The 17,087-nt window shown below is 61.8% G+C and carries 18 protein-coding genes; 12 read left to right on the top strand and 6 right to left on the bottom strand.

Going from position 1 to position 17,087, the window contains the following annotated elements; genetic code table 11:
- The 3 genes from AC0ZZU_RS21865 to AC0ZZU_RS21855 all read left to right on the top strand — a co-directional run.
- Positions 1 to 212 (top strand): hypothetical protein (locus tag AC0ZZU_RS21865; RefSeq protein WP_476340034.1); only part of this gene is annotated, 212 nt, incomplete at its 5' end.
- Between the two features lie 207 nt (positions 213 to 419).
- Positions 420 to 1,307 carry a threonine/homoserine exporter RhtA gene (gene rhtA / locus AC0ZZU_RS21860; protein ID WP_476343365.1) on the top strand — a complete coding sequence of 296 codons (888 nt, stop codon included), beginning with the start codon at positions 420 to 422 and terminating at the stop codon, positions 1,305 to 1,307.
- A 184-nt stretch (positions 1,308 to 1,491) separates the two neighbouring features.
- On the top strand, positions 1,492 to 1,773 hold the full coding sequence (locus tag AC0ZZU_RS21855; protein WP_476343364.1) for a hypothetical protein: 282 nt from the start codon (positions 1,492 to 1,494) through the stop codon (positions 1,771 to 1,773).
- A gap of 47 nt (positions 1,774 to 1,820) precedes the next feature.
- Here the strand turns inward: AC0ZZU_RS21855 and AC0ZZU_RS21850 are convergent, their stop codons facing one another.
- Positions 1,821 to 3,629, bottom strand: coding sequence for an aminopeptidase P family protein (locus AC0ZZU_RS21850; protein ID WP_476343363.1), 1,809 nt, complete (start codon positions 3,627 to 3,629; stop codon positions 1,821 to 1,823).
- A gap of 172 nt (positions 3,630 to 3,801) precedes the next feature.
- Between AC0ZZU_RS21850 and AC0ZZU_RS21845 the strand changes: the two genes are divergently transcribed.
- Positions 3,802 to 4,911 (top strand): DUF3182 family protein, encoded by a 1,110-nt coding sequence (locus tag AC0ZZU_RS21845; protein ID WP_476343362.1) that lies wholly within the window; start codon positions 3,802 to 3,804, stop codon positions 4,909 to 4,911.
- Positions 4,898 to 5,668, top strand: a complete 771-nt coding sequence (locus AC0ZZU_RS21840; RefSeq protein WP_476343361.1) for an alpha/beta hydrolase family protein — start codon at positions 4,898 to 4,900, stop codon at positions 5,666 to 5,668. Before AC0ZZU_RS21845 ends, AC0ZZU_RS21840 begins: the two co-directional genes overlap by 14 nt.
- A gap of 12 nt (positions 5,669 to 5,680) precedes the next feature.
- On the opposite strand, the gene AC0ZZU_RS21835 is transcribed toward AC0ZZU_RS21840, so the two are convergent.
- A complete protein-coding gene (locus AC0ZZU_RS21835; RefSeq protein ID WP_476343360.1) occupies positions 5,681 to 6,244 on the bottom strand; it encodes a helix-turn-helix domain-containing protein in 564 nt (187 codons plus the stop codon).
- 84 nt (positions 6,245 to 6,328) lie between these two features.
- On the opposite strand from AC0ZZU_RS21835, the gene AC0ZZU_RS21830 reads away from it, so the two are divergent.
- The 7 genes from AC0ZZU_RS21830 to AC0ZZU_RS21800 all read left to right on the top strand — a co-directional run bounded on the left by AC0ZZU_RS21830 (position 6,329) and on the right by AC0ZZU_RS21800 (position 13,478).
- On the top strand, positions 6,329 to 7,279 hold the full coding sequence (locus AC0ZZU_RS21830) for a DMT family transporter (protein WP_476343359.1): 951 nt from the start codon (positions 6,329 to 6,331) through the stop codon (positions 7,277 to 7,279).
- Positions 7,280 to 7,429: 150 nt separating this feature from the next.
- Entirely contained in the window at positions 7,430 to 10,339 is a 2,910-nt protein-coding gene (locus tag AC0ZZU_RS21825; RefSeq protein WP_476343358.1) for a monovalent cation/H+ antiporter subunit A, read from the top strand.
- Positions 10,339 to 10,683, top strand: coding sequence for a Na+/H+ antiporter subunit C (locus AC0ZZU_RS21820; RefSeq protein WP_476343357.1), 345 nt, complete (start codon positions 10,339 to 10,341; stop codon positions 10,681 to 10,683). Before AC0ZZU_RS21825 ends, AC0ZZU_RS21820 begins: the two co-directional genes overlap by 1 nt.
- Complete coding sequence (locus AC0ZZU_RS21815; protein ID WP_476343356.1) at positions 10,680 to 12,356, top strand: monovalent cation/H+ antiporter subunit D; 1,677 nt, start codon at positions 10,680 to 10,682, stop codon at positions 12,354 to 12,356. The genes AC0ZZU_RS21820 and AC0ZZU_RS21815 overlap by 4 nt, the downstream gene beginning before the upstream one ends.
- Positions 12,353 to 12,841, top strand: coding sequence for a Na+/H+ antiporter subunit E (locus tag AC0ZZU_RS21810; RefSeq protein ID WP_476343355.1), 489 nt, complete (start codon positions 12,353 to 12,355; stop codon positions 12,839 to 12,841). The genes AC0ZZU_RS21815 and AC0ZZU_RS21810 overlap by 4 nt, the downstream gene beginning before the upstream one ends.
- Entirely contained in the window at positions 12,838 to 13,116 is a 279-nt protein-coding gene (locus AC0ZZU_RS21805) for a K+/H+ antiporter subunit F (RefSeq protein ID WP_158461855.1), read from the top strand. Before AC0ZZU_RS21810 ends, AC0ZZU_RS21805 begins: the two co-directional genes overlap by 4 nt.
- Positions 13,113 to 13,478, top strand: a complete 366-nt coding sequence (locus AC0ZZU_RS21800; protein ID WP_476343354.1) for a Na+/H+ antiporter subunit G — start codon at positions 13,113 to 13,115, stop codon at positions 13,476 to 13,478. The genes AC0ZZU_RS21805 and AC0ZZU_RS21800 overlap by 4 nt, the downstream gene beginning before the upstream one ends.
- 24 nt (positions 13,479 to 13,502) lie before the next feature.
- Here AC0ZZU_RS21800 and AC0ZZU_RS21795 read toward each other — a convergent pair whose 3' ends face one another.
- The 4 genes from AC0ZZU_RS21795 to AC0ZZU_RS21780 all read right to left on the bottom strand — a co-directional run bounded on the left by AC0ZZU_RS21795 (position 13,503) and on the right by AC0ZZU_RS21780 (position 17,086).
- Entirely contained in the window at positions 13,503 to 13,973 is a 471-nt protein-coding gene (locus tag AC0ZZU_RS21795; RefSeq protein WP_476343353.1) for a hypothetical protein, read from the bottom strand.
- 372 nt (positions 13,974 to 14,345) lie between these two features.
- On the bottom strand, positions 14,346 to 14,750 hold the full coding sequence (locus AC0ZZU_RS21790; RefSeq protein WP_476343352.1) for a TraR/DksA family transcriptional regulator: 405 nt from the start codon (positions 14,748 to 14,750) through the stop codon (positions 14,346 to 14,348).
- A gap of 421 nt (positions 14,751 to 15,171) precedes the next feature.
- Complete coding sequence (locus AC0ZZU_RS21785; protein WP_476343351.1) at positions 15,172 to 15,945, bottom strand: enoyl-CoA hydratase; 774 nt, start codon at positions 15,943 to 15,945, stop codon at positions 15,172 to 15,174.
- Positions 15,946 to 15,958: 13 nt separating this feature from the next.
- Complete coding sequence (locus AC0ZZU_RS21780) at positions 15,959 to 17,086, bottom strand: acyl-CoA dehydrogenase (protein WP_476343350.1); 1,128 nt, start codon at positions 17,084 to 17,086, stop codon at positions 15,959 to 15,961.
- Position 17,087: the final 1 nt, after the last annotated feature.

Raw genomic sequence — 17,087 nt, 5'->3', positions numbered from 1 at the left:
CATTCTACGCTTTCCTCTGTGTCTGTCAAGCGTTTATTTTGAAGTTTTTAACCAGAAAGCTGTTTAACTTCAAACACTTGACTCGCTGCATCACTGCTAGCGGGAGGCGAATTCTACAGCGTTTCAACCTGCTGTCAACCACCTTTTTCACCGCTACCGATCTTTCGACCGGAGCCACTTCCGGCTGCTGTCCTGAACATCCAACTCGTTGATTCTCAAGGAGTTTTCCGTTCCAACTACGCTGGAAGTGGGGCGCATTATAAGGGGATTCGGGAGAGCGTCAACCCCTGCTTACGATAAAGTCACTAAATAGCCGATTTACCATCCTTACCCTGGCAATTGCGCACTATATTGCCCATCCGCCAATCTTTACGCATCATGGGGCACCGCCACATCGACCCAAGGACAGCCCCATCTAAATGAACACCCAAACCCGCGGCCTGGCTGCGACGCTGTTTCCCATTGGCCTGCTGTTGATCGCAATGGCGTCCATTCAGTCGGGCGCTTCGCTCGCCAAGAGCATGTTCCCCATTGTCGGCGCCCAAGGCACCACTGCCCTGCGGCTGATATTCGCCAGTGTCATCATGTTGCTGCTGCTCAGGCCATGGCGCGCCAAGCTCAACGCCAGCACCCTTCGAACAGTTGTGATTTACGGCCTTGCCCTGGGCGGCATGAACTTCCTCTTCTATATGTCGCTACGCACAGTGCCACTGGGCATTGCCGTCGCATTGGAGTTCACCGGTCCGCTGGCTGTCGCGCTGTATGCATCAAGACGCGCGGTGGATTTCCTCTGGATAGCGTTGGCGGTCGCGGGGCTGCTGTTGTTGATACCCATGGGTCAGTCAGCGAATGCCATCGACCTGGTGGGTGCCGCCTATGCATTGGGAGCCGGCGTGTGCTGGGCCCTCTATATATTGTACGGACAGCGCGCGGGTGCCGAAAATGGCATCCAGACCGCCGCACTGGGTGTAATGATCGCCGCACTGTTCATCGCACCAATCGGTATCGTGCATGCTGGCAGCGCGCTGCTCACACCCGCCCTGCTGCCCGTGGCGCTAGGCGTCGCAATACTGTCCACGGCCCTGCCCTACAGTCTCGAGATGGTAGCCCTCACCCGCATGCCCGCCCGGACCTTTGGCACCTTGATGAGCATCGAGCCTGCCTTTGGTGCATTGTCCGGACTGCTGTTTCTCGGCGAAGTGCTCAGCCTGTCACAGTGGCTGGCCATCGCAGCGATCATTACAGCCTCCGTCGGCGCCACGTTATCCATGCGCCGGGAAGCTCCGCCCCCCATTGCAGCGGACTGACCTGAGAACTGCTGCCATTTGAGTCTCTATCAATCGTTGTACTGATCGATCGTGCTGTTAAGCTGTCACACGATCATCATCTTCGAGCTATCTACTTGTCCGTTCACGGAGGAATGGACCCAAGGAAGAAGCGAGCAGCAATGAACAGACCCAGCGCAGACCTGGGCACGTATTAAGGACAGGAATGAAACGAATTTTGCTCATCCTGGCTGTATTGGCCATTGCAGGATGCGCCGCGACCGCCAAGACCGAGGTCAAGCGGGGCAAGAAGGGGCTGCATATCAACTGTTCCGGGCTTTCATCTTCCTGGGACAAGTGCTACGCCAAAGCAGCGGCGTCTTGTGACAGCAAGGGCTACAAAGTCATCGCCCGAGCTGGCGATGACGACGCGGAACCCGGCGACTTCCTGTTCGGGATCAACCCTGCGGGCTATACCAGCCGCAGCATGATCGTCATTTGCAAGTGATCTGAAAGGGCCAGCTCAGCGCTGGCCCTTTTTTCGTGGCGCAGCGTTCAAAGATCCGCGGTACGCACCATCAGCCAGTCCAGAGCGTCGCCCTGCAGCAATGGCGCCAGACGCCTGCGAACCTCTTCATGGTAGGCGTTGAGCCAGCTCACCTCTTCACGAGCCAACATCTCCGGCACCAGGCAGCGTGTGTCGATGGGGCAAAGCGTCAAGGTTTCAAAGGCGAGAAAATCCCCGAACTCACTACACCCCGCTTCATGGGTAACCACGAGATTTTCGATCCTCACGCCCCATTGCCCTGGCCGGTAGGTGCCTGGCTCGATGGAAGTGATCATGCCGGGCTGCATCGCGGTCTGCGGCGTGGCCGCCGCCTGGTAGGCGATGACCTGCGGCCCCTCGTGCACATTCATGAAGTAGCCCACCCCATGGCCGGTACCGTGCCCGTAGTCCACGTGGTCAGCCCAGATCGGCGCCCGCGCGATGGCGTCGAGCAGGGGCGACAGAATCCCCCGCGGGAAGCGTGCCCGGGACAAGGCGATCACTCCCTTGAGCACCCGCGTGCAATCCTGCTTCTGCGCAAGGCTCGGCGTGCCGATTGGCACCATCCGGGTGATATCGGTCGTCCCGCCCAGGTATTGCCCCCCGGAATCGATCAGCAACAGGCCGTCGCCTTCTATCTGCGCATGGGCCTGTTCGGTGGCGCGATAATGCGGCATCGCGCCATTGGCGTTGAACGCCGCGATCGTAGAAAAGCTCAGGGAGACAAACCCAGGCCGGCGGGCCCGAGCCGCGCTCAGTTGCTCATCGACGCCCAGCTCGGTGACCACTTCGCGGCCCTGCTGTGCCTCGAACCAGGCGAAGAACTCGCAAAGCGCGGCGCCGTCATGCTCCATGGCCTGGCGTATATGCTCCAGGTCATTCTCGCTTTTGCGCGACTTGCTTAGCGTGGTCGGATTTAGTCCTTCGACCAGCCGGACATCCGCGCCCAGGTGCTCGAGCAAACCCACGGTCACCCGCGCCGGATCGATGAGCAGGCTACTGGTGGCGGGAATCGATGCCAAGGCACGGCCGATATCGGCATAGTCACGTACCAGGATGCCGGCGAGCTCAAGTACTCGACGCAAGTGATCATCGACTTTGTCCAGCGCCACGAACAAGGTCGCCTGCTCCTGGCTGACCAGCGCGAAAGAAACGAACACGGGATTATAGGAAACATCGCTCCCGCGCAGGTTGAACAGCCAGGCGATGTCATCCAGGGTGGCAATGAAGTGCCAGTCCGCTTTCCTGGCCACCAGATCATGACGCAGCGCGGCCAGTTTATCGGCACGGGAGACGCTCGACTGCGGCGGTAGATGCTCGTAGACCGGATTGCAAGGAAGCGTCGGCCGCTCGCTCCAGACTCTACCCGGCAGGTCAAGGTGGGTCAGCAGCCGTATCTTGCGCGCCTCGAAGCGCTCCCCCAACTGACGCGCCGAGGCTACGGCCATGACACTGCCGTCAACAGCCACCGCGCCGTTCTCCGGGACCGTATCGGCAAGCCAATCCAAGGGCCCCGGCTGCCCCGGCCGCAGCTTCATCAGCTCGATGCCGCTACCGGCCAGCTCACTCTCGGCCTGCTCCCAATAGCGGCTATCAACCCAGAGCCCTGCGTAATCGCAGGTAACGACCAGCGTGCCCACCGAGCCATGAAAGCCCGACAACCACTGCCGGGCTTGCCAGTACCCCGGCAGGTACTCGGACAGGTGCGGATCAGCGGAGGGAACCAGCAGGGCGTCCACCCCCTCCCTGGTCATGACCTCGCGCACCCGTGCCAGGCGTGCCGGAATACTCTCTGGTAGTGAGGACTGACTGTTCATGCAAACTCCTGCTGACACACCGACGGGTTCTGGCCACAGATAATGGAACACGTGGGGCGCACCGGCAACCGACCACGCAATGTCCAGTCAGGCAGCCCCATCGATCACTCACGGTGAACTTCCCTCCAGCCCCGACTTCACACCCATACATCCTGAGCAAGAGAGCTTGAACATGCCTCGCTCATCCAGACAGAAAGCGGGTGTTGTACTGCTTGATACGCGGGAACGAACCACCGAGCACGAGCATGCTGTGCATCTCAAGCTCGGCCACTACCTGGCCGGCCTGCTAGGTACCGAGATGATCGATACGGAGGATGTGGCACGTCACGGCGCAGACCTCTATTACCTGCCCACCACGACCTTGATCGACCCGTCGCATTACGCCAGTCTCGGCATCACCAGCGAAGCCGACCTGTTCGGCGGACTGGTCAGCCATCCTTATATGGCTACCAAGGCGATTTCCCACTCGCTCCTGCCCGACGCCACTTTTCCTCCTGGCTGGACCAATGCGTTCGCCCGTTACGCTGGGGACGCATTACTGCGCGGGTACACGGTGTTCAGCAAGGCTGATGCACGCCGCGCCGCGCAATTGCTCCTCCTCGATGGGCCAATCAGGGTCAAGCCGGTGCTGGCGTGCGCTGGGCGAGGTCAGCATGTGATCCAGCGGTCCGAAGAGCTCGAACCTCTGCTTGCCGAAATGGACGACGCCATGCTGGAACTCTGGGGCCTCGTGCTTGAAGAGAACCTCGCGCAGGTGGAGACCTTCAGCGTAGGCCAGGCCCGGGTTGCCGGGCTGACCTGCAGCTACCATGGCACCCAGCAGCTCACCTGTGATCACCAGGGCGTGGAGGTCTATGGCGGCTCCGAACTTGTAGTAGTGCGCGGGGGCTATGACGCGTTGCTTCAGCTCTCCCTCGAAGACCACCTGCGTCTCGCAATCACCCAGGCCATGGCCTACGAAGAAGCCGCAGAGCGCAGCTTCCCGGGTTTCATAGCTTCGCGGCGCAACTATGACATAGCCCGCGGACTCGACCATACGCAGCATCAATGCAGTGGTGTGCTTGAACAATCCTGGCGTATCGGCGGTGCCAGCAGCGCCGAGATCCTGGCCCTGCAGGCCTTTGCCGATGACCCCCGGCTCAACCGGGTACGCGCTTCCAGCCACGAAGTCTTCGGCAAGCCTGACCTGCCCCAAGACGCTACCCTCTTCTATCAAGGAGAAGACAGTGAACTCGGACAACTCAGCAAGTACGCGCGCATCCGCGACCATGACCATCCATAGCGAACCGCTCGAGCTGCAGGTCGACGGGGAACGCATTGCCGGCACCCTGGTCAGCCCCGGCAGCAAGATGCCAGGCATCCTGTTCGTTCATGGCTGGGGCGGCAGTCAGCAGCGCGACCTCGCCCGCGCCCGCCAGATCACCGGGCTTGGCTGCGTCTGCATGACGTTCGACCTGCGCGGCCATGAAAAAACCGCCAGCCAGCGCCAGAGCGTGACGCGCGAGCAGAATCTCGATGACCTGATCGCGGCCTATGACAGGCTAGTGAGCCACCCTGCCGTCGACAGCGGCGCCGTCGCCCTCATCGGCAGCAGCTATGGTGGCTACCTGGCGACACTGCTGACAACCCTGCGCCCCGTGAAATGGCTGGCCCTGCGGGTCCCCGCGCTGTACTGGGACGATGAGTGGCAAATTCCCAAGCAGGCACTTGACCGCAAGCGCCTCCAGGACTATCGCCAACGCCTGCTCGGCCCTGGCGACAACCGTGCCCTGGCTGCCTGCGTGGAATTTCGAGGAGATGTGTTGCTCGTTGAGTCCGAACAGGATGACTACGTGCCCCACAGCACCCTGATGAGCTATCGGTCAGCCTTTAGCAATGCGCACTCGCTCACCCACAGGATCGTCGATGGCGCCGATCATGCGCTGTCCAGCGAGGAGAGCCAGAAGGCCTACAGTGCCATGCTGGGATCGTGGATCAGCGAAATGGTCATCGGTGCGCGGCTGGACCGCTACCCCCATTACGCGCCTTGGTACGCCTGAGCTCGCCAGGCCTCAGATCACCACATTGCGTACGAAGCGGGTAACCGCAACGCCGTCATTGCGATACCCGTGACGGCAGTTGCTGGGGAAGGCGAAGAACTCGCCCGCCTGTAGCAAGTGTTCCTGGCCTTCGATCACCAAAGTCAGGCAGCCTTCAAAAACGTACAACTGCTCGCTCCATCCGTCGGCGTCGATATCGCTGCTGTAATGCTCTCCCGGCTCCAGGCGCCACTCCCACAGTTCAACCTCGCGGCTGGCCGGGCAGCTGGCCAGCAGCACCGCCTTGCTGCCAGGGTGTTCCCCCGCCCAGGCCAGCTCGTTGATACGCCGCGGGTCGCGCTGCTCCGGGGCCTGGATCAGGAAACTGAAGGCCACCCCGAGCGCCTCGGCGATCAGGTCAAGGGTAGTGAGGCTGACATTGTTCTCGCCACCCTCGATTGCCACGAGCATGCGTCGGCTGACCCCGGACTTCTCGGCCAAGGCGCTTTGACTCAGCCCGGCGGCGGTGCGCAGGCGGCGGATATTCTGGCTGACGTGTTGCAGTACCGACGCCCGGTGGCTGGAATCTCTGTGCACTATATTGCTCACTGGTGGGGGCTGCGCAGTATACTGCCCACTTTGCGCGTAATTGTGCGTCGCCCTATCCGAGTGTGCAAGACCATGACCCGATCCGCCCAAGCAGAGCGCCCGTCCGTTACCTTCCGACTGAGCAAGGCAGAACTGGTGCTGGTGTTCATCACCATGCTCTGGGGCGGTACGTTCCTCCTCGTCCATAACGTCATGAGTGTCAGTGGGCCGATGTTCTTCGTCGGCCTGCGCTTCGCGGCGGCCGCGCTGTTCGTCGGGGTGGTTTCGCTGCGAGCCTTGCCCGGACTCACCTGGACGGAATTCAAGGCGGGGATGCTCATCGGTGTGACGATCATGCTTGGATACGGATTGCAGACGATGGGCCTGCAGACCATCAACAGTAGTCAGTCAGCGTTCATCACGGCGCTGTATGTGCCCTTCGTACCACTGCTTCAGTGGCTCGTCCTTGGCCGGCGTCCAGGCCTGATGGCGTGCCTTGGGATCTGCCTGGCGTTTGTCGGCCTGATGCTGCTGGCAGGGCCGCAGGGCGGCTCCCTCCAGTTCAGCGAGGGGCAGATTGTCACGCTTGTGAGCGCAGTAGCGATCGCCGCCGAAATCATCCTGATCAGCCGTTATGCGGGTTCCGTGGATGTACGGCGGGTGACCGTGGTTCAGTTGGCCACGGCATCAGCCCTAGCGTTCCTGATGACAGTGCCGACCCAGGAGACCCTGCCCGATTTTTCCTGGCTGCTGGTCCTGAGCGCTATTGGCCTGGGTGCCATGAGCGCGGTGATTCAGGTAGCGATGAACTGGGCTCAGAAATCGGTGTCACCTACCAGGGCCACATTGATCTACGCAGGCGAACCCGTCTGGGCTGGCATCGTTGGGCGCCTTGCCGGCGAACGCCTGCCGGGAGTCGCACTGATCGGCGGAGCTCTGATCGTGCTGGCCGTGGTTGTCAGTGAGCTGAAGTTCAGGAGGCATCCGGCCGCAGTCACGCCGCAGGCCGACGAAGGTCAGGGCGAGGGGGAACTCGGTCGTTGACTCAACGATCGAGCACCTATTTTTGTAAAGAACTGTTATAAAAAAAGTGCTTGTTACGCTGTCTTTGTAGGATCCTGAGACAGCTTGCGTGTTGGTGATAAACCCTACGCCACGTATGATCCTTGGCAAACTCCTGCAGATTAGAACGCTATGTCATTGATAGTGCTATTGCTTCTGCCGTTTGTCGGTAGTTGCCTGGCGGCTGTCCTGCCGCACAACGCCCGTAACACCGAGTCGTTACTGGCCGGTCTCGTTGCCCTGGCTGGCACCATCCAGGTAGCGTTGCTGTACCCGCAGATCGCTGACGGCGGGGTCATCCGCGAGGAATTTCTCTGGCTGCCCAGCCTGGGCCTGAACCTGGTCCTGCGCATGGACGGCTTTGCCTGGCTGTTTTCCCTGCTGGTGCTGGGAATCGGCACGCTGGTCGCGCTTTATGCTCGCTACTACATGTCACCGCAAGATCCGGTGCCGCGTTTCTTCGCTTTTTTCCTGGCGTTCATGGGCGCCATGCTTGGCCTCGTGATATCGGGCAACCTGATCCAGCTGGTGTTCTTCTGGGAACTGACCAGCCTGTTCTCGTTCCTGCTCATCGGTTACTGGCATCACCGCAGCGATGCGAGACGCGGTGCCTACATGGCCCTGATGGTCACCGGAGCCGGCGGCTTGTGCCTGCTGGTGGGGGCGTTGCTGCTTGGCCATGTGGTCGGCAGCTATGACCTGGACAAGGTCCTGGCTGCCGGCGAACAGATCCGCCAACATGCGCTGTATCCAGTGCTGCTGCCCCTGATCCTGATCGGCGCCTTGACCAAGAGCGCACAGTTCCCCTTCCAGTTCTGGCTGCCCCATGCAATGGCGGCTCCAACGCCAGTTTCCGCCTATCTCCACTCCGCGACCATGGTAAAGGCGGGCGTGTTCCTGCTGGCCAGACTCTGGCCGGTGCTTTCAGGTACCGAGGAATGGTTCTGGATCGTCGGCGGCGCGGGCGCTTGCACCTTGGTGCTCGGCGCTTTCGCCGCCATGTTCCAGAACGACCTCAAAGGGCTGCTGGCCTACTCCACCATCAGCCACCTGGGCCTGATCACCCTGCTGCTGGGCCTGAACAGCCCGCTTGCGGCGGTTGCCGCCGTGTTCCACATCCTCAACCACGCCACGTTCAAGGCCTCCTTGTTCATGGCTGCGGGGATCATCGACCATGAAAGCGGCACCCGTGACATCCGCCGCCTCAGTGGGCTGTTCCGCCTGATCCCCTTTACCGCCACCCTGGCCATGGTGGCCAGTGCCTCGATGGCCGGGGTGCCGTTGATGAACGGTTTCCTGTCCAAGGAAATGTTCTTCGCCGAGACCGTGTTCATCAGCGCGAGCGCCTGGATCGAGCTCGCCCTGCCGGTCATAGCCACCCTGGCCGGTACCTTCAGCGTGGCGTATGCGCTACGTTTCACGGTCGATGTATTCTTTGGCCCACCTGCCAAGGACCTGCCACACCAGCCCCATGAACCGCCACGCTGGATGCGCGCGCCGGTCGAGCTGCTGGTGCTGACGTGCCTGGTGGTCGGCATCTTCCCTGCCCAGTCGGTGGGCCCGCTGCTCGCCGCAGCGGCGCTGCCGGTAGTTGGCGGGACCTTGCCGGAATACAGCCTTGCCATCTGGCACGGCTGGAACGCACCGCTGATCATGAGCGTGATTGCCATGTGCGGTGGTGTCCTGCTCTATCTGGTGCTGCGTGAGCAACTGCGCCGCGGCCGCTTCCGTAATCCACCCTTGATCGAGCGCTTCAACGGCAAGCGCCTCTTCGAACATGGACAGGTCCACCTGATGCGCCTGGCGCGCCATGTCGAGTTGCTGCTGACTACCCGTCGTTTGCAGCCACAACTGTTCATGCTGGCCCTCATGGCATTCCTCGCCGGGCTGTTGCCCATGCTCTACAGCGGGCTCAGCTGGGGCGAGCGGCCCAAGATTCCCGGGTCCGGTGTGTTTGTCGCCCTGTGGGTGATCGCCATCGCCTGCGCCATCGGTGCCGCATGGCAGGCCAAGTACCATCGTCTTGCCGCTCTGACCATGGTCAGCGTCTGCGGCCTGATGACGTGCATCACCTTTGTCTGGTTCTCCGCGCCTGACCTGGCCCTGACCCAGCTGGTAGTCGAGGTGGTCACCACCGTGCTGATCCTGCTCGGGTTGCGCTGGCTGCCCCGGCGCATAGAGGGCGTATCGCCCTCGGCGGCGAGGCGTGCACGCCTGCGGCGTTTGCGCGACCTGCTGCTCGCAGCGCTGGTAGGCGGCGGCATGGCATTGCTTTCCTACTCCATGCTGACCCGCCCGACGCCTAACGATATTTCCACGTTCTACCTGAGCCGGGCTTTGCCAGAAGGGGGCGGTACCAATGTGGTAAACGTCATGCTGGTGGACTTCCGCGGCTTCGATACCCTCGGCGAGATCACTGTACTGGTGGCAGTCTCGCTGACCGTATTCGCCCTGCTGCGCCGCTTCCGTCCTCCGAAGGAAAGCATGCAGCTGCCGGCGCAGCAGCGCCAGCTGGCCCGGGATGTCGTGACTGACCTGATCAACCCACGGCACGCCACCGACACTGCATTGGGCTTCATGATGGTGCCAGCGGTGCTGGTGCGCCTGCTGCTGCCGATCGCCCTGCTGGTATCGATGTACCTGTTCATGCGCGGGCACAACCAACCAGGCGGCGGCTTCGTGGCCGGACTGGTGATGTCGGTCGCCTTCATTCTCCAGTACATGGTCGCCGGCACCCAGTGGGTCGAGGCGCAGATGAGCCTGCGCCCGCTGCGCTGGATGGGCACGGGGCTCTTGTGTGCCACGCTCACTGGCGTCGGCGCCATGGCCCTGGGCTATCCGTTCCTGACTACGCACACCGCGCACCTGAGCCTGCCTGTGCTGGGCGACATCCACGTGGCCAGCGCGCTGTTCTTCGACATCGGCGTGTATACCGTGGTTGTCGGTTCGACATTGCTGATCCTGACGGCCTTGGCGCACCAGTCGGTGCGTGCCTATCGTCCTGGAAGCCAGCCCAAAACCCGCCAAGCAGGAGCCGCCTGATGGAAGAAGTCATCGCAATCGCCATCGGCGTCATGGCCGCCTCGGGAGTCTGGCTGATCCTGCGGCCGCGTACCTATCAGGTGATCATGGGCCTGTGTCTGCTTTCCTATGGGGTGAACCTGTTCATCTTCAGCATGGGCAGCCTGTTCATCGGCAAGGAGCCCATCATCAAGGACGGCGTGCCCCAGGACTTGCTCAACTACACCGATCCCTTGCCCCAGGCACTGGTGCTGACCGCCATTGTCATCAGCTTTGCCATGACCGCACTGTTCCTGGTGGTGATGCTCGCGTCGCGCGGGTTGACCGGCACCGACCATGTCGATGGCCGGGAGCGCGACGAATGACGTGGATGAACCAACTGATCGTCATGCCTATCCTGCTGCCGCTGCTGACAGCAGCCCTGATGCTGCTGCTGGGTGAAAGGCACCGTCCGCTCAAGCGGCGACTCAACCTGTTCTCCAGTGTCTTGGGCCTGGCCATTGCCACCACCCTGCTGTTGTGGGTACGCGACCAAGGCCAGGCCGAGTCGATCGGCGTGTACCTGCCTGGCAACTGGCCAGCACCCTTCGGCATCGCGCTGGTGCTCGACCATCTTTCGGCACTGATGCTGGTGCTGACCGGGATCATCGCCGTCTGCGCGCTGCTCTTTGCACGGGCACGCTGGGACAGCGCCGGGGCCAGCTTCCACGCTTTGTTCCAGGTCCAGCTGATGGGCCTGTACGGCGCTTTCCTCACCGCCGACCTGTTCAACCTTTTCGTGTTCTTCGAGGTGCTGCTGGCAGCCTCCTACGGCTTGCTGCTGCACGGCTCCGGACGTGCGCGGGTCAAGGCGGGCTTGCACTACATCGCGATCAATCTGTTCGCTTCCTCCTTGTTCCTGATCGGCGCGGCGATGCTTTACGGCGTCACCGGCACCCTGAGCATGGCTGACCTGGCGTTGAAGATCCCGCTGGTTCCCGAAGCCGACCGCGGCCTTCTGCATGCGGGCGCCGCGATCCTGGCCATGGCTTTTCTGGTCAAGGCCGGCATCTGGCCGCTCAACTTCTGGCTGGTACCGGCCTATTCCTCAGCCAGCGCACCGGTAGCGGCGCTGTTCGCGATCATGACCAAAGTCGGCTTCTACGCGGTTCTGCGCCTATGGACCCTGCTTTTCTCGAGCCAGGCCGGTCCCTCGGCGTTCTTTGGCGGCCAGTGGTTGATCTATGCTGGCCTGATCACCCTGGCCATCGCCGCGTTCTCGATCCTTGCCGCTCAACGTCTGGAGCGCATGGCCGCGCTGAGCATCCTGGTATCAGCCGGCACCCTCATGTCGGCCATCGGCTTCGGTCAACCGGTGCTGACCGGCGGCGCCCTTTTCTACCTCGTGAGCTCAAGCCTGGCGCTCTGCGCGCTGTTCTTGCTGGCCGAACTGATTGAACGCTCGCGCTCTGCCAACGAAGCGCCGCTTGATGATGACGACGGGATGCCGCCTCCACTGGAGTCACTGCACCCTCCCAAAGGTATCAATCTCGATGACGAGCAGAAGGCGGTGATAGGCCAGGTAATTCCATGGACCATGGCCTTCCTGGGGTTGGGCTTCATTGCCTGCGCCTTGCTGATCATCGGCATGCCGCCGCTCTCAGGCTTCATCGGCAAGCTCAGCCTGATCAGCGCATTGTTCAACCCGCTCGGCCTCGGTGTGGCTACCGCCGAACCACTGTCGGCAGCAGGCTGGACGCTGGTCGCCCTGCTGGTCCTGTCCGGGCTGGCTTCGCTGATCGCCATGGGCCGGGTGGGCATCCAGCGTTTCTGGAAACCCGAGGAGCGCCCCTCGCCCGTGCTGCGCCGTTATGAGTGCCTGCCAATTGTGATTCTGCTGGGTCTGTGTCTGGTCTTGAGTTTCAAGGCCGAGCCGCTGCTGCGCTACACCCAGGACACTGCCGCCAGCCTGCAGACCCCCGATGGCTATATCGAAGCCGTATTGGGGACCCGTCCGGTCCCAGGCCCCACTTCCCGCGACACTGAGGTGCAGCCATGAGCCGAGTCTTCCCTGCACCCCTGCTGTCGCTTACGCTGTTTGTGCTGTGGCTGCTGCTGAATCTGTCCTTGAGCCCCGGCAACGTGCTGCTTGCTGCCATGCTGGCGATAATCGCTCCCCTGCTGATGGCGCCGCTGCGCCCGCAAGTTGCGCGTATCCGCAAGCCAGGCAGCATTGCCCGCTTGATGTTGCGGGTCGGCACCGATGTCGTGTTGTCGAACCTGCAAGTCGCGCGTGGCGTGCTCAGCGCGCGGCGACGCCCGCCGCGCTCGGTTTTCGTCCACATCCCTCTGGCGCTGCGTGACGCCCACGGCCTGGCAGCGCTGGCAATGATCACCACGGTCATCCCGGGCACCATCTGGTCGGAGCTGGCGCTGGACCGCAGCGTCTTGCTGCTGCATGTGTTCGACCTGGAGGACGAAGCGTCCTTCATCCAGCACTTCAAGGACACCTACGAGCGTCCGCTCATGGAGATTTTCGAATGACTGGCCTGCTCGCCAACGCCATTCTCGCCAGCCTGTTCATTTTCGCTACCGCCATGGCACTGGCACTGGTCAGGCTGTTCCGCGGTCCTTCCGCCCAGGACCGGGTCCTGGCGCTGGATTACCTGTACATCCTGGCCATGCTGATGATGTTGGTACTGGGGATTCGCTACGCCAGTGACACCTACTTCGAAGGTGCCCTGCTGATCGCCCTGTTCGGCTTCGTCGGCTCTTTCGCACTGGCCAAGTTCCTGCTGCGCGGTGAGGTGATTGAATGAACGAAAGTGCTGAACTGCCATTCTGGCTGGAGCTGACAACCGCAATCCTGCTGCTGACCGGCAGTGTCTTCGCCCTTGTCGGGGCGCTGGGGCTGGTGCGGCTCAAAGACTTCTTTCAGCGCATGCACCCGCCGGCGCTGGCATCGACCCTCGGTGCCTGGTGCGTTGCCCTGGCATCGATCATCTACTTTTCCGGGCTCAAGCAGAGCCCGGTGCTGCATGCCTGGCTGATTCCTGTTCTGCTGTCGATCACCGTGCCGGTGACCACCCTGCTGCTGGCCAGGGCGGCATTGTTCAGAAAACGCATGTCAGGAGATGACGTCCCTGCGGAAGTGAGCAGCGGCAAGGACAGCGGAAACTGAGACGAGGGCGCCTGCCCTCGCTGGTCATTCGCTGGCTTTGAAGGTGGTCAGTTCGCCCTTTCGCCACTTGGCGACCTTGGAGGTAGCTGCCTTGAGCACTTTGCCCAGGCCTTCCTCTACCTGCTGGTGAGCGGCGAACACCAGCATCACACCTTGGCCTTCGCGGAACACGATGCCATCACCTTCGGGGACCGTGACGAACGCATAGTCACCGACCCCATAGACGTTGAGCTTGATCTCGCGGAAACGGATCTCCAGCTTGCCGCCCTCACGACTGGGCAAGACCGCCGCGCGAAAGTGATCACCCACTTTCAATTCGAGCCGCTGCTTGTCATCGACCACCAACGCGGTGTCGGTATCGAGCTCGGCCATGTAAAGGCCCTCGGCATTCTGCTCGGTGATATAGACGAAACGCCCTTGAAACTGCCTGACCAACTTGGCCCGCAGATCGCCCAGGGCAAACAGGGCATGGGTATCCAGAGTGCTGACTGCCAATGAACAATTCCTCAAACCGATTACACTCCGTTGCCGCGCGGACAACATCACTGCGCGTGGCAACGGCACTTCAAAGTGGAAGTCACAAAGACTAATGGGTAAAGCCCGGCGCGTCTGTGCAGGCGGACGCAGAAGTGTGAAGGAATTCTCACACTTGCTTGAAGGTCAAGTCCGCGCTACAGATCCGGGAAAAGCGGGCGTACATATCACCTGCCCATTACAGGAAAAGGAATATGCACGAAAACACCGAAATCCGTCGAGAGGGGAAATGCATTTCTTACATCGTATTGACCCGCACGCATTAATACGCCCGGGCGGGAAATGCAAAAGGCCCCATGGATCGCTCCACAGGGCCTTTCTCCGGCTACAAGGTCAAACCTGGCGCTGGTGCTTGTCGATCTGCTCGTGACGCTCCTGCGCCTCGATGCAGTACTTGGTAGTCGGGCTGATCAGCAGGCGCTTCAAGCCGATCGGCTCGCCGCTGTCATCGCACCAGCCGAAGCTCTCGTCTGCGATTCGGCCCAGCGCCATTTCAAGCTGCGGCAGGGAGCGCTGGTCACGCTCGATAGCGTTGACCAGCCAGTGGCGCTCTTCCTCGACGGAGGCAGCGTCCGCCGGGTCCGCAGGGCTGTCCAGGCTCTCGATGGTGATGCGGCTCTGTTCGATGCGCTCCTGGGTCTCGATTTTCATCGACTGCAGCAACTCGGTGAAGAACGCCAACTGCGCGGCGTTCATGTAGTCATCGGCCGGCATGGCCAGCAACTTGTCCTTGGTCATCGACTTCTCTATAAAAATACGTGCATTTAGGCGAATCGGGTGCCACCGGCGAACGCGCGCCAGCGGCGGAATTCTTCAAGCACCATTCGGCACTCTATTTACAGGGGGCGGCAGTCTAAGGTGCCGCGTCGTACTGGGCAACCGAAATGACAGGGCAATCGACTGAAACGCAGCACAATCCGCTTATTGGCGATCAAAACACATGGATCGCCCGGTTTGACCAGCAACCCTGGCAAAGGTGCCCGCAACGGCCGCGCGGGTGCAGGTGGTAACTCGCCAGGGCCCAGGCAGCGGTCGACACTCGCCTGTCCCAGCTCAAAGTCAGCAACGAGTCGGTGCTCGAGACCTTGAACGCCAAACTGCGTGAGGACGCCGACACGCAGCAGGGCTACCTGGAGAAGATCGCGCAATTGGTCGCAGGTCAGCGGTCCTTGAACTGCGCTTCTCGCTTGGCGATGAAGGCCGCCATGCCTTCCTTCTGGTCTTCGCTGGCGAAGGCCGCGTGGAACACTCGCCGCTCGAAGCGCACACCCTCACTCAGGGAAACCTCGAACGCGCGATTGACGCTTTCCTTGACCATCATGCTCACCGGGATCGATTTGCTGGCAATGCCTGCAGCGACTTTCAAAGCCTCCTCCAGCAGTTCGGCCTGTGGCACTACGCGGGCGACCAGTCCAGCACGCTCAGCTTCGTCGGCGCCCATCAGACGGCCCGTCAGGCACAGTTCCATGGCCTTCGCCTTGCCTACAGCATGGGTCAGGCGCTGGGTACCGCCCATGCCCGGAAGCACGCCCAGGTTGATTTCCGGCTGGCCGAATCTGGCGTTATCGGCGGCAAGGATGAAATCGCACATCATCGCCAGTTCGCAGCCGCCGCCAAGGGCAAAACCCGATACCGCGGCGATGATCGGCTTGCGCCGGTTGGCAATGCGGTCGGCGTCATTGAACAGATCGTCGACATAGATCTGCGGATAGCTCAGCTCGGCCATTTCCTTGATGTCGGCGCCTGCCGCAAACGCCTTGGCAGAGCCGGTCAATACCACGCAGCCGATGCCGGGGTCTTTGTCCAGCTGGTCCAAGGCCTGGTTGAGCTCCCCCATCAACTGCGCGTTCAAGGCGTTGAGCGCCTGCGGCCGGTTGAGCGTGATCAGGCCGACCCTGCCGTGGATGTCCAACAAAATGGTTTCGAATGCCATGCTGCCTGCTCCTTCAAAGATTGCGCGCAATGACCATGCGCTGAATGTCGCTGGTGCCTTCGTAAATCTGGCAGACGCGGACGTCTCGGTAGATGCGCTCCAACGGGAAGTCGCTCAGATAGCCATATCCTCCCAGGGTCTGCAAGGCATCGGAGCACACCTGCTCGGCCATTTCCGAGGCAAACAGCTTGGCCATCGAGGCTTCGACCAGCGCCGGCCGCCCGGCATCGCGCAGCGCCGCGGCGTGCAGCACCATCTGCCGGGCGACGGCGATGCGGGTGGCCATGTCGGCCAGGCGGAAGGCCACGGCCTGGTGCTCGACCAGAGCCTTGCCGAAGCTTTGCCGCTCGCGGGCATAGTCGCGCGCTGCTTCGAAGGCAGCCCGGGCCATGCCCACCGACTGCGCGGCAATGCCGATGCGTCCGCCCTCGAGGTTGGCCAGCGCGATGCGATACCCCTCGCCTTCCTCGCCCAGACGGTTGGCAACCGGCAGGCGCAGGTTGTCGAAGACGATCTGGCAGGTGTCGGAAGCGTGCTGTCCCAGTTTGTGTTCGACCCTTGCCACCTGGTAGCCCGATGAGTCGGTCGGCACGATGAAGGCGCTGATGCCGCGCTTGCCCGCTTCGGGGTCGGTGACGGCGAAGACGATCACCACGCCGGCGCTTTGTCCGGATGTGATGAACTGCTTGCTGCCGTTGAGCACGTAATGGTCGCCGTCCCGGCGCGCACGGCTTTTCAGGCTGCTGGCGTCGGAGCCCGCCTGGGGCTCGGTAAGGGCGAAGGCTCCGAGCATTGATCCACTGGCGAGGGGCCTGAGAAACTGTTGTTTCTGCGCTTCGTTGCCGAACCTGAGAATAGGCACGCAGCCGACCGAATTGTGCACACTCATGATGGTCGAGCAGGCTCCGTCGCCTGCAGCGATTTCCTCGAGGGCCATGGCATAGGCAACATAACCCGTGTCGCTGCCACCCCACTCCTCGGGCACCAGCATGCCGAACAGTCCCATGGCGGCCATTTCGTCGATCGCCTCGCGGGGGAAGCGGTGTTCGCGGTCCCATTGCTCGGCGAAGGGTTTCAGGCGTTGCTGGGCGAAGGCACGGACCGCGTCACTGATCTGTTGTTGTTCTTCGTTGACTAGCATG

It is taken from the genome of Pseudomonas sp. JE3303, from assembly GCF_056312565.1.
This window is presented reverse-complemented; position numbering and strand designations above follow the sequence as displayed.

Coding starts and splice junctions, on each gene's coding strand:
- AC0ZZU_RS21850 (WP_476343363.1), bottom strand. CDS start 3,629: ATGAACAGTCAGTCCTCACTACCAGAGAGTATTCCGGCACGCCTGGCA.
- AC0ZZU_RS21820 (WP_476343357.1), top strand. CDS start 10,339: ATGGAAGAAGTCATCGCAATCGCCATCGGCGTCATGGCCGCCTCGGGA.
- rhtA (WP_476343365.1), top strand. CDS start 420: ATGAACACCCAAACCCGCGGCCTGGCTGCGACGCTGTTTCCCATTGGC.
- AC0ZZU_RS21825 (WP_476343358.1), top strand. CDS start 7,430: ATGTCATTGATAGTGCTATTGCTTCTGCCGTTTGTCGGTAGTTGCCTG.
- AC0ZZU_RS21855 (WP_476343364.1), top strand. CDS start 1,492: ATGAAACGAATTTTGCTCATCCTGGCTGTATTGGCCATTGCAGGATGC.
- AC0ZZU_RS21840 (WP_476343361.1), top strand. CDS start 4,898: ATGACCATCCATAGCGAACCGCTCGAGCTGCAGGTCGACGGGGAACGC.
- AC0ZZU_RS21815 (WP_476343356.1), top strand. CDS start 10,680: ATGACGTGGATGAACCAACTGATCGTCATGCCTATCCTGCTGCCGCTG.
- AC0ZZU_RS21830 (WP_476343359.1), top strand. CDS start 6,329: ATGACCCGATCCGCCCAAGCAGAGCGCCCGTCCGTTACCTTCCGACTG.
- AC0ZZU_RS21780 (WP_476343350.1), bottom strand. CDS start 17,086: ATGCTAGTCAACGAAGAACAACAACAGATCAGTGACGCGGTCCGTGCC.
- AC0ZZU_RS21845 (WP_476343362.1), top strand. CDS start 3,802: ATGCCTCGCTCATCCAGACAGAAAGCGGGTGTTGTACTGCTTGATACG.
- AC0ZZU_RS21785 (WP_476343351.1), bottom strand. CDS start 15,945: ATGGCATTCGAAACCATTTTGTTGGACATCCACGGCAGGGTCGGCCTG.
- AC0ZZU_RS21810 (WP_476343355.1), top strand. CDS start 12,353: ATGAGCCGAGTCTTCCCTGCACCCCTGCTGTCGCTTACGCTGTTTGTG.
- AC0ZZU_RS21805 (WP_158461855.1), top strand. CDS start 12,838: ATGACTGGCCTGCTCGCCAACGCCATTCTCGCCAGCCTGTTCATTTTC.
- AC0ZZU_RS21790 (WP_476343352.1), bottom strand. CDS start 14,750: ATGACCAAGGACAAGTTGCTGGCCATGCCGGCCGATGACTACATGAAC.
- AC0ZZU_RS21800 (WP_476343354.1), top strand. CDS start 13,113: ATGAACGAAAGTGCTGAACTGCCATTCTGGCTGGAGCTGACAACCGCA.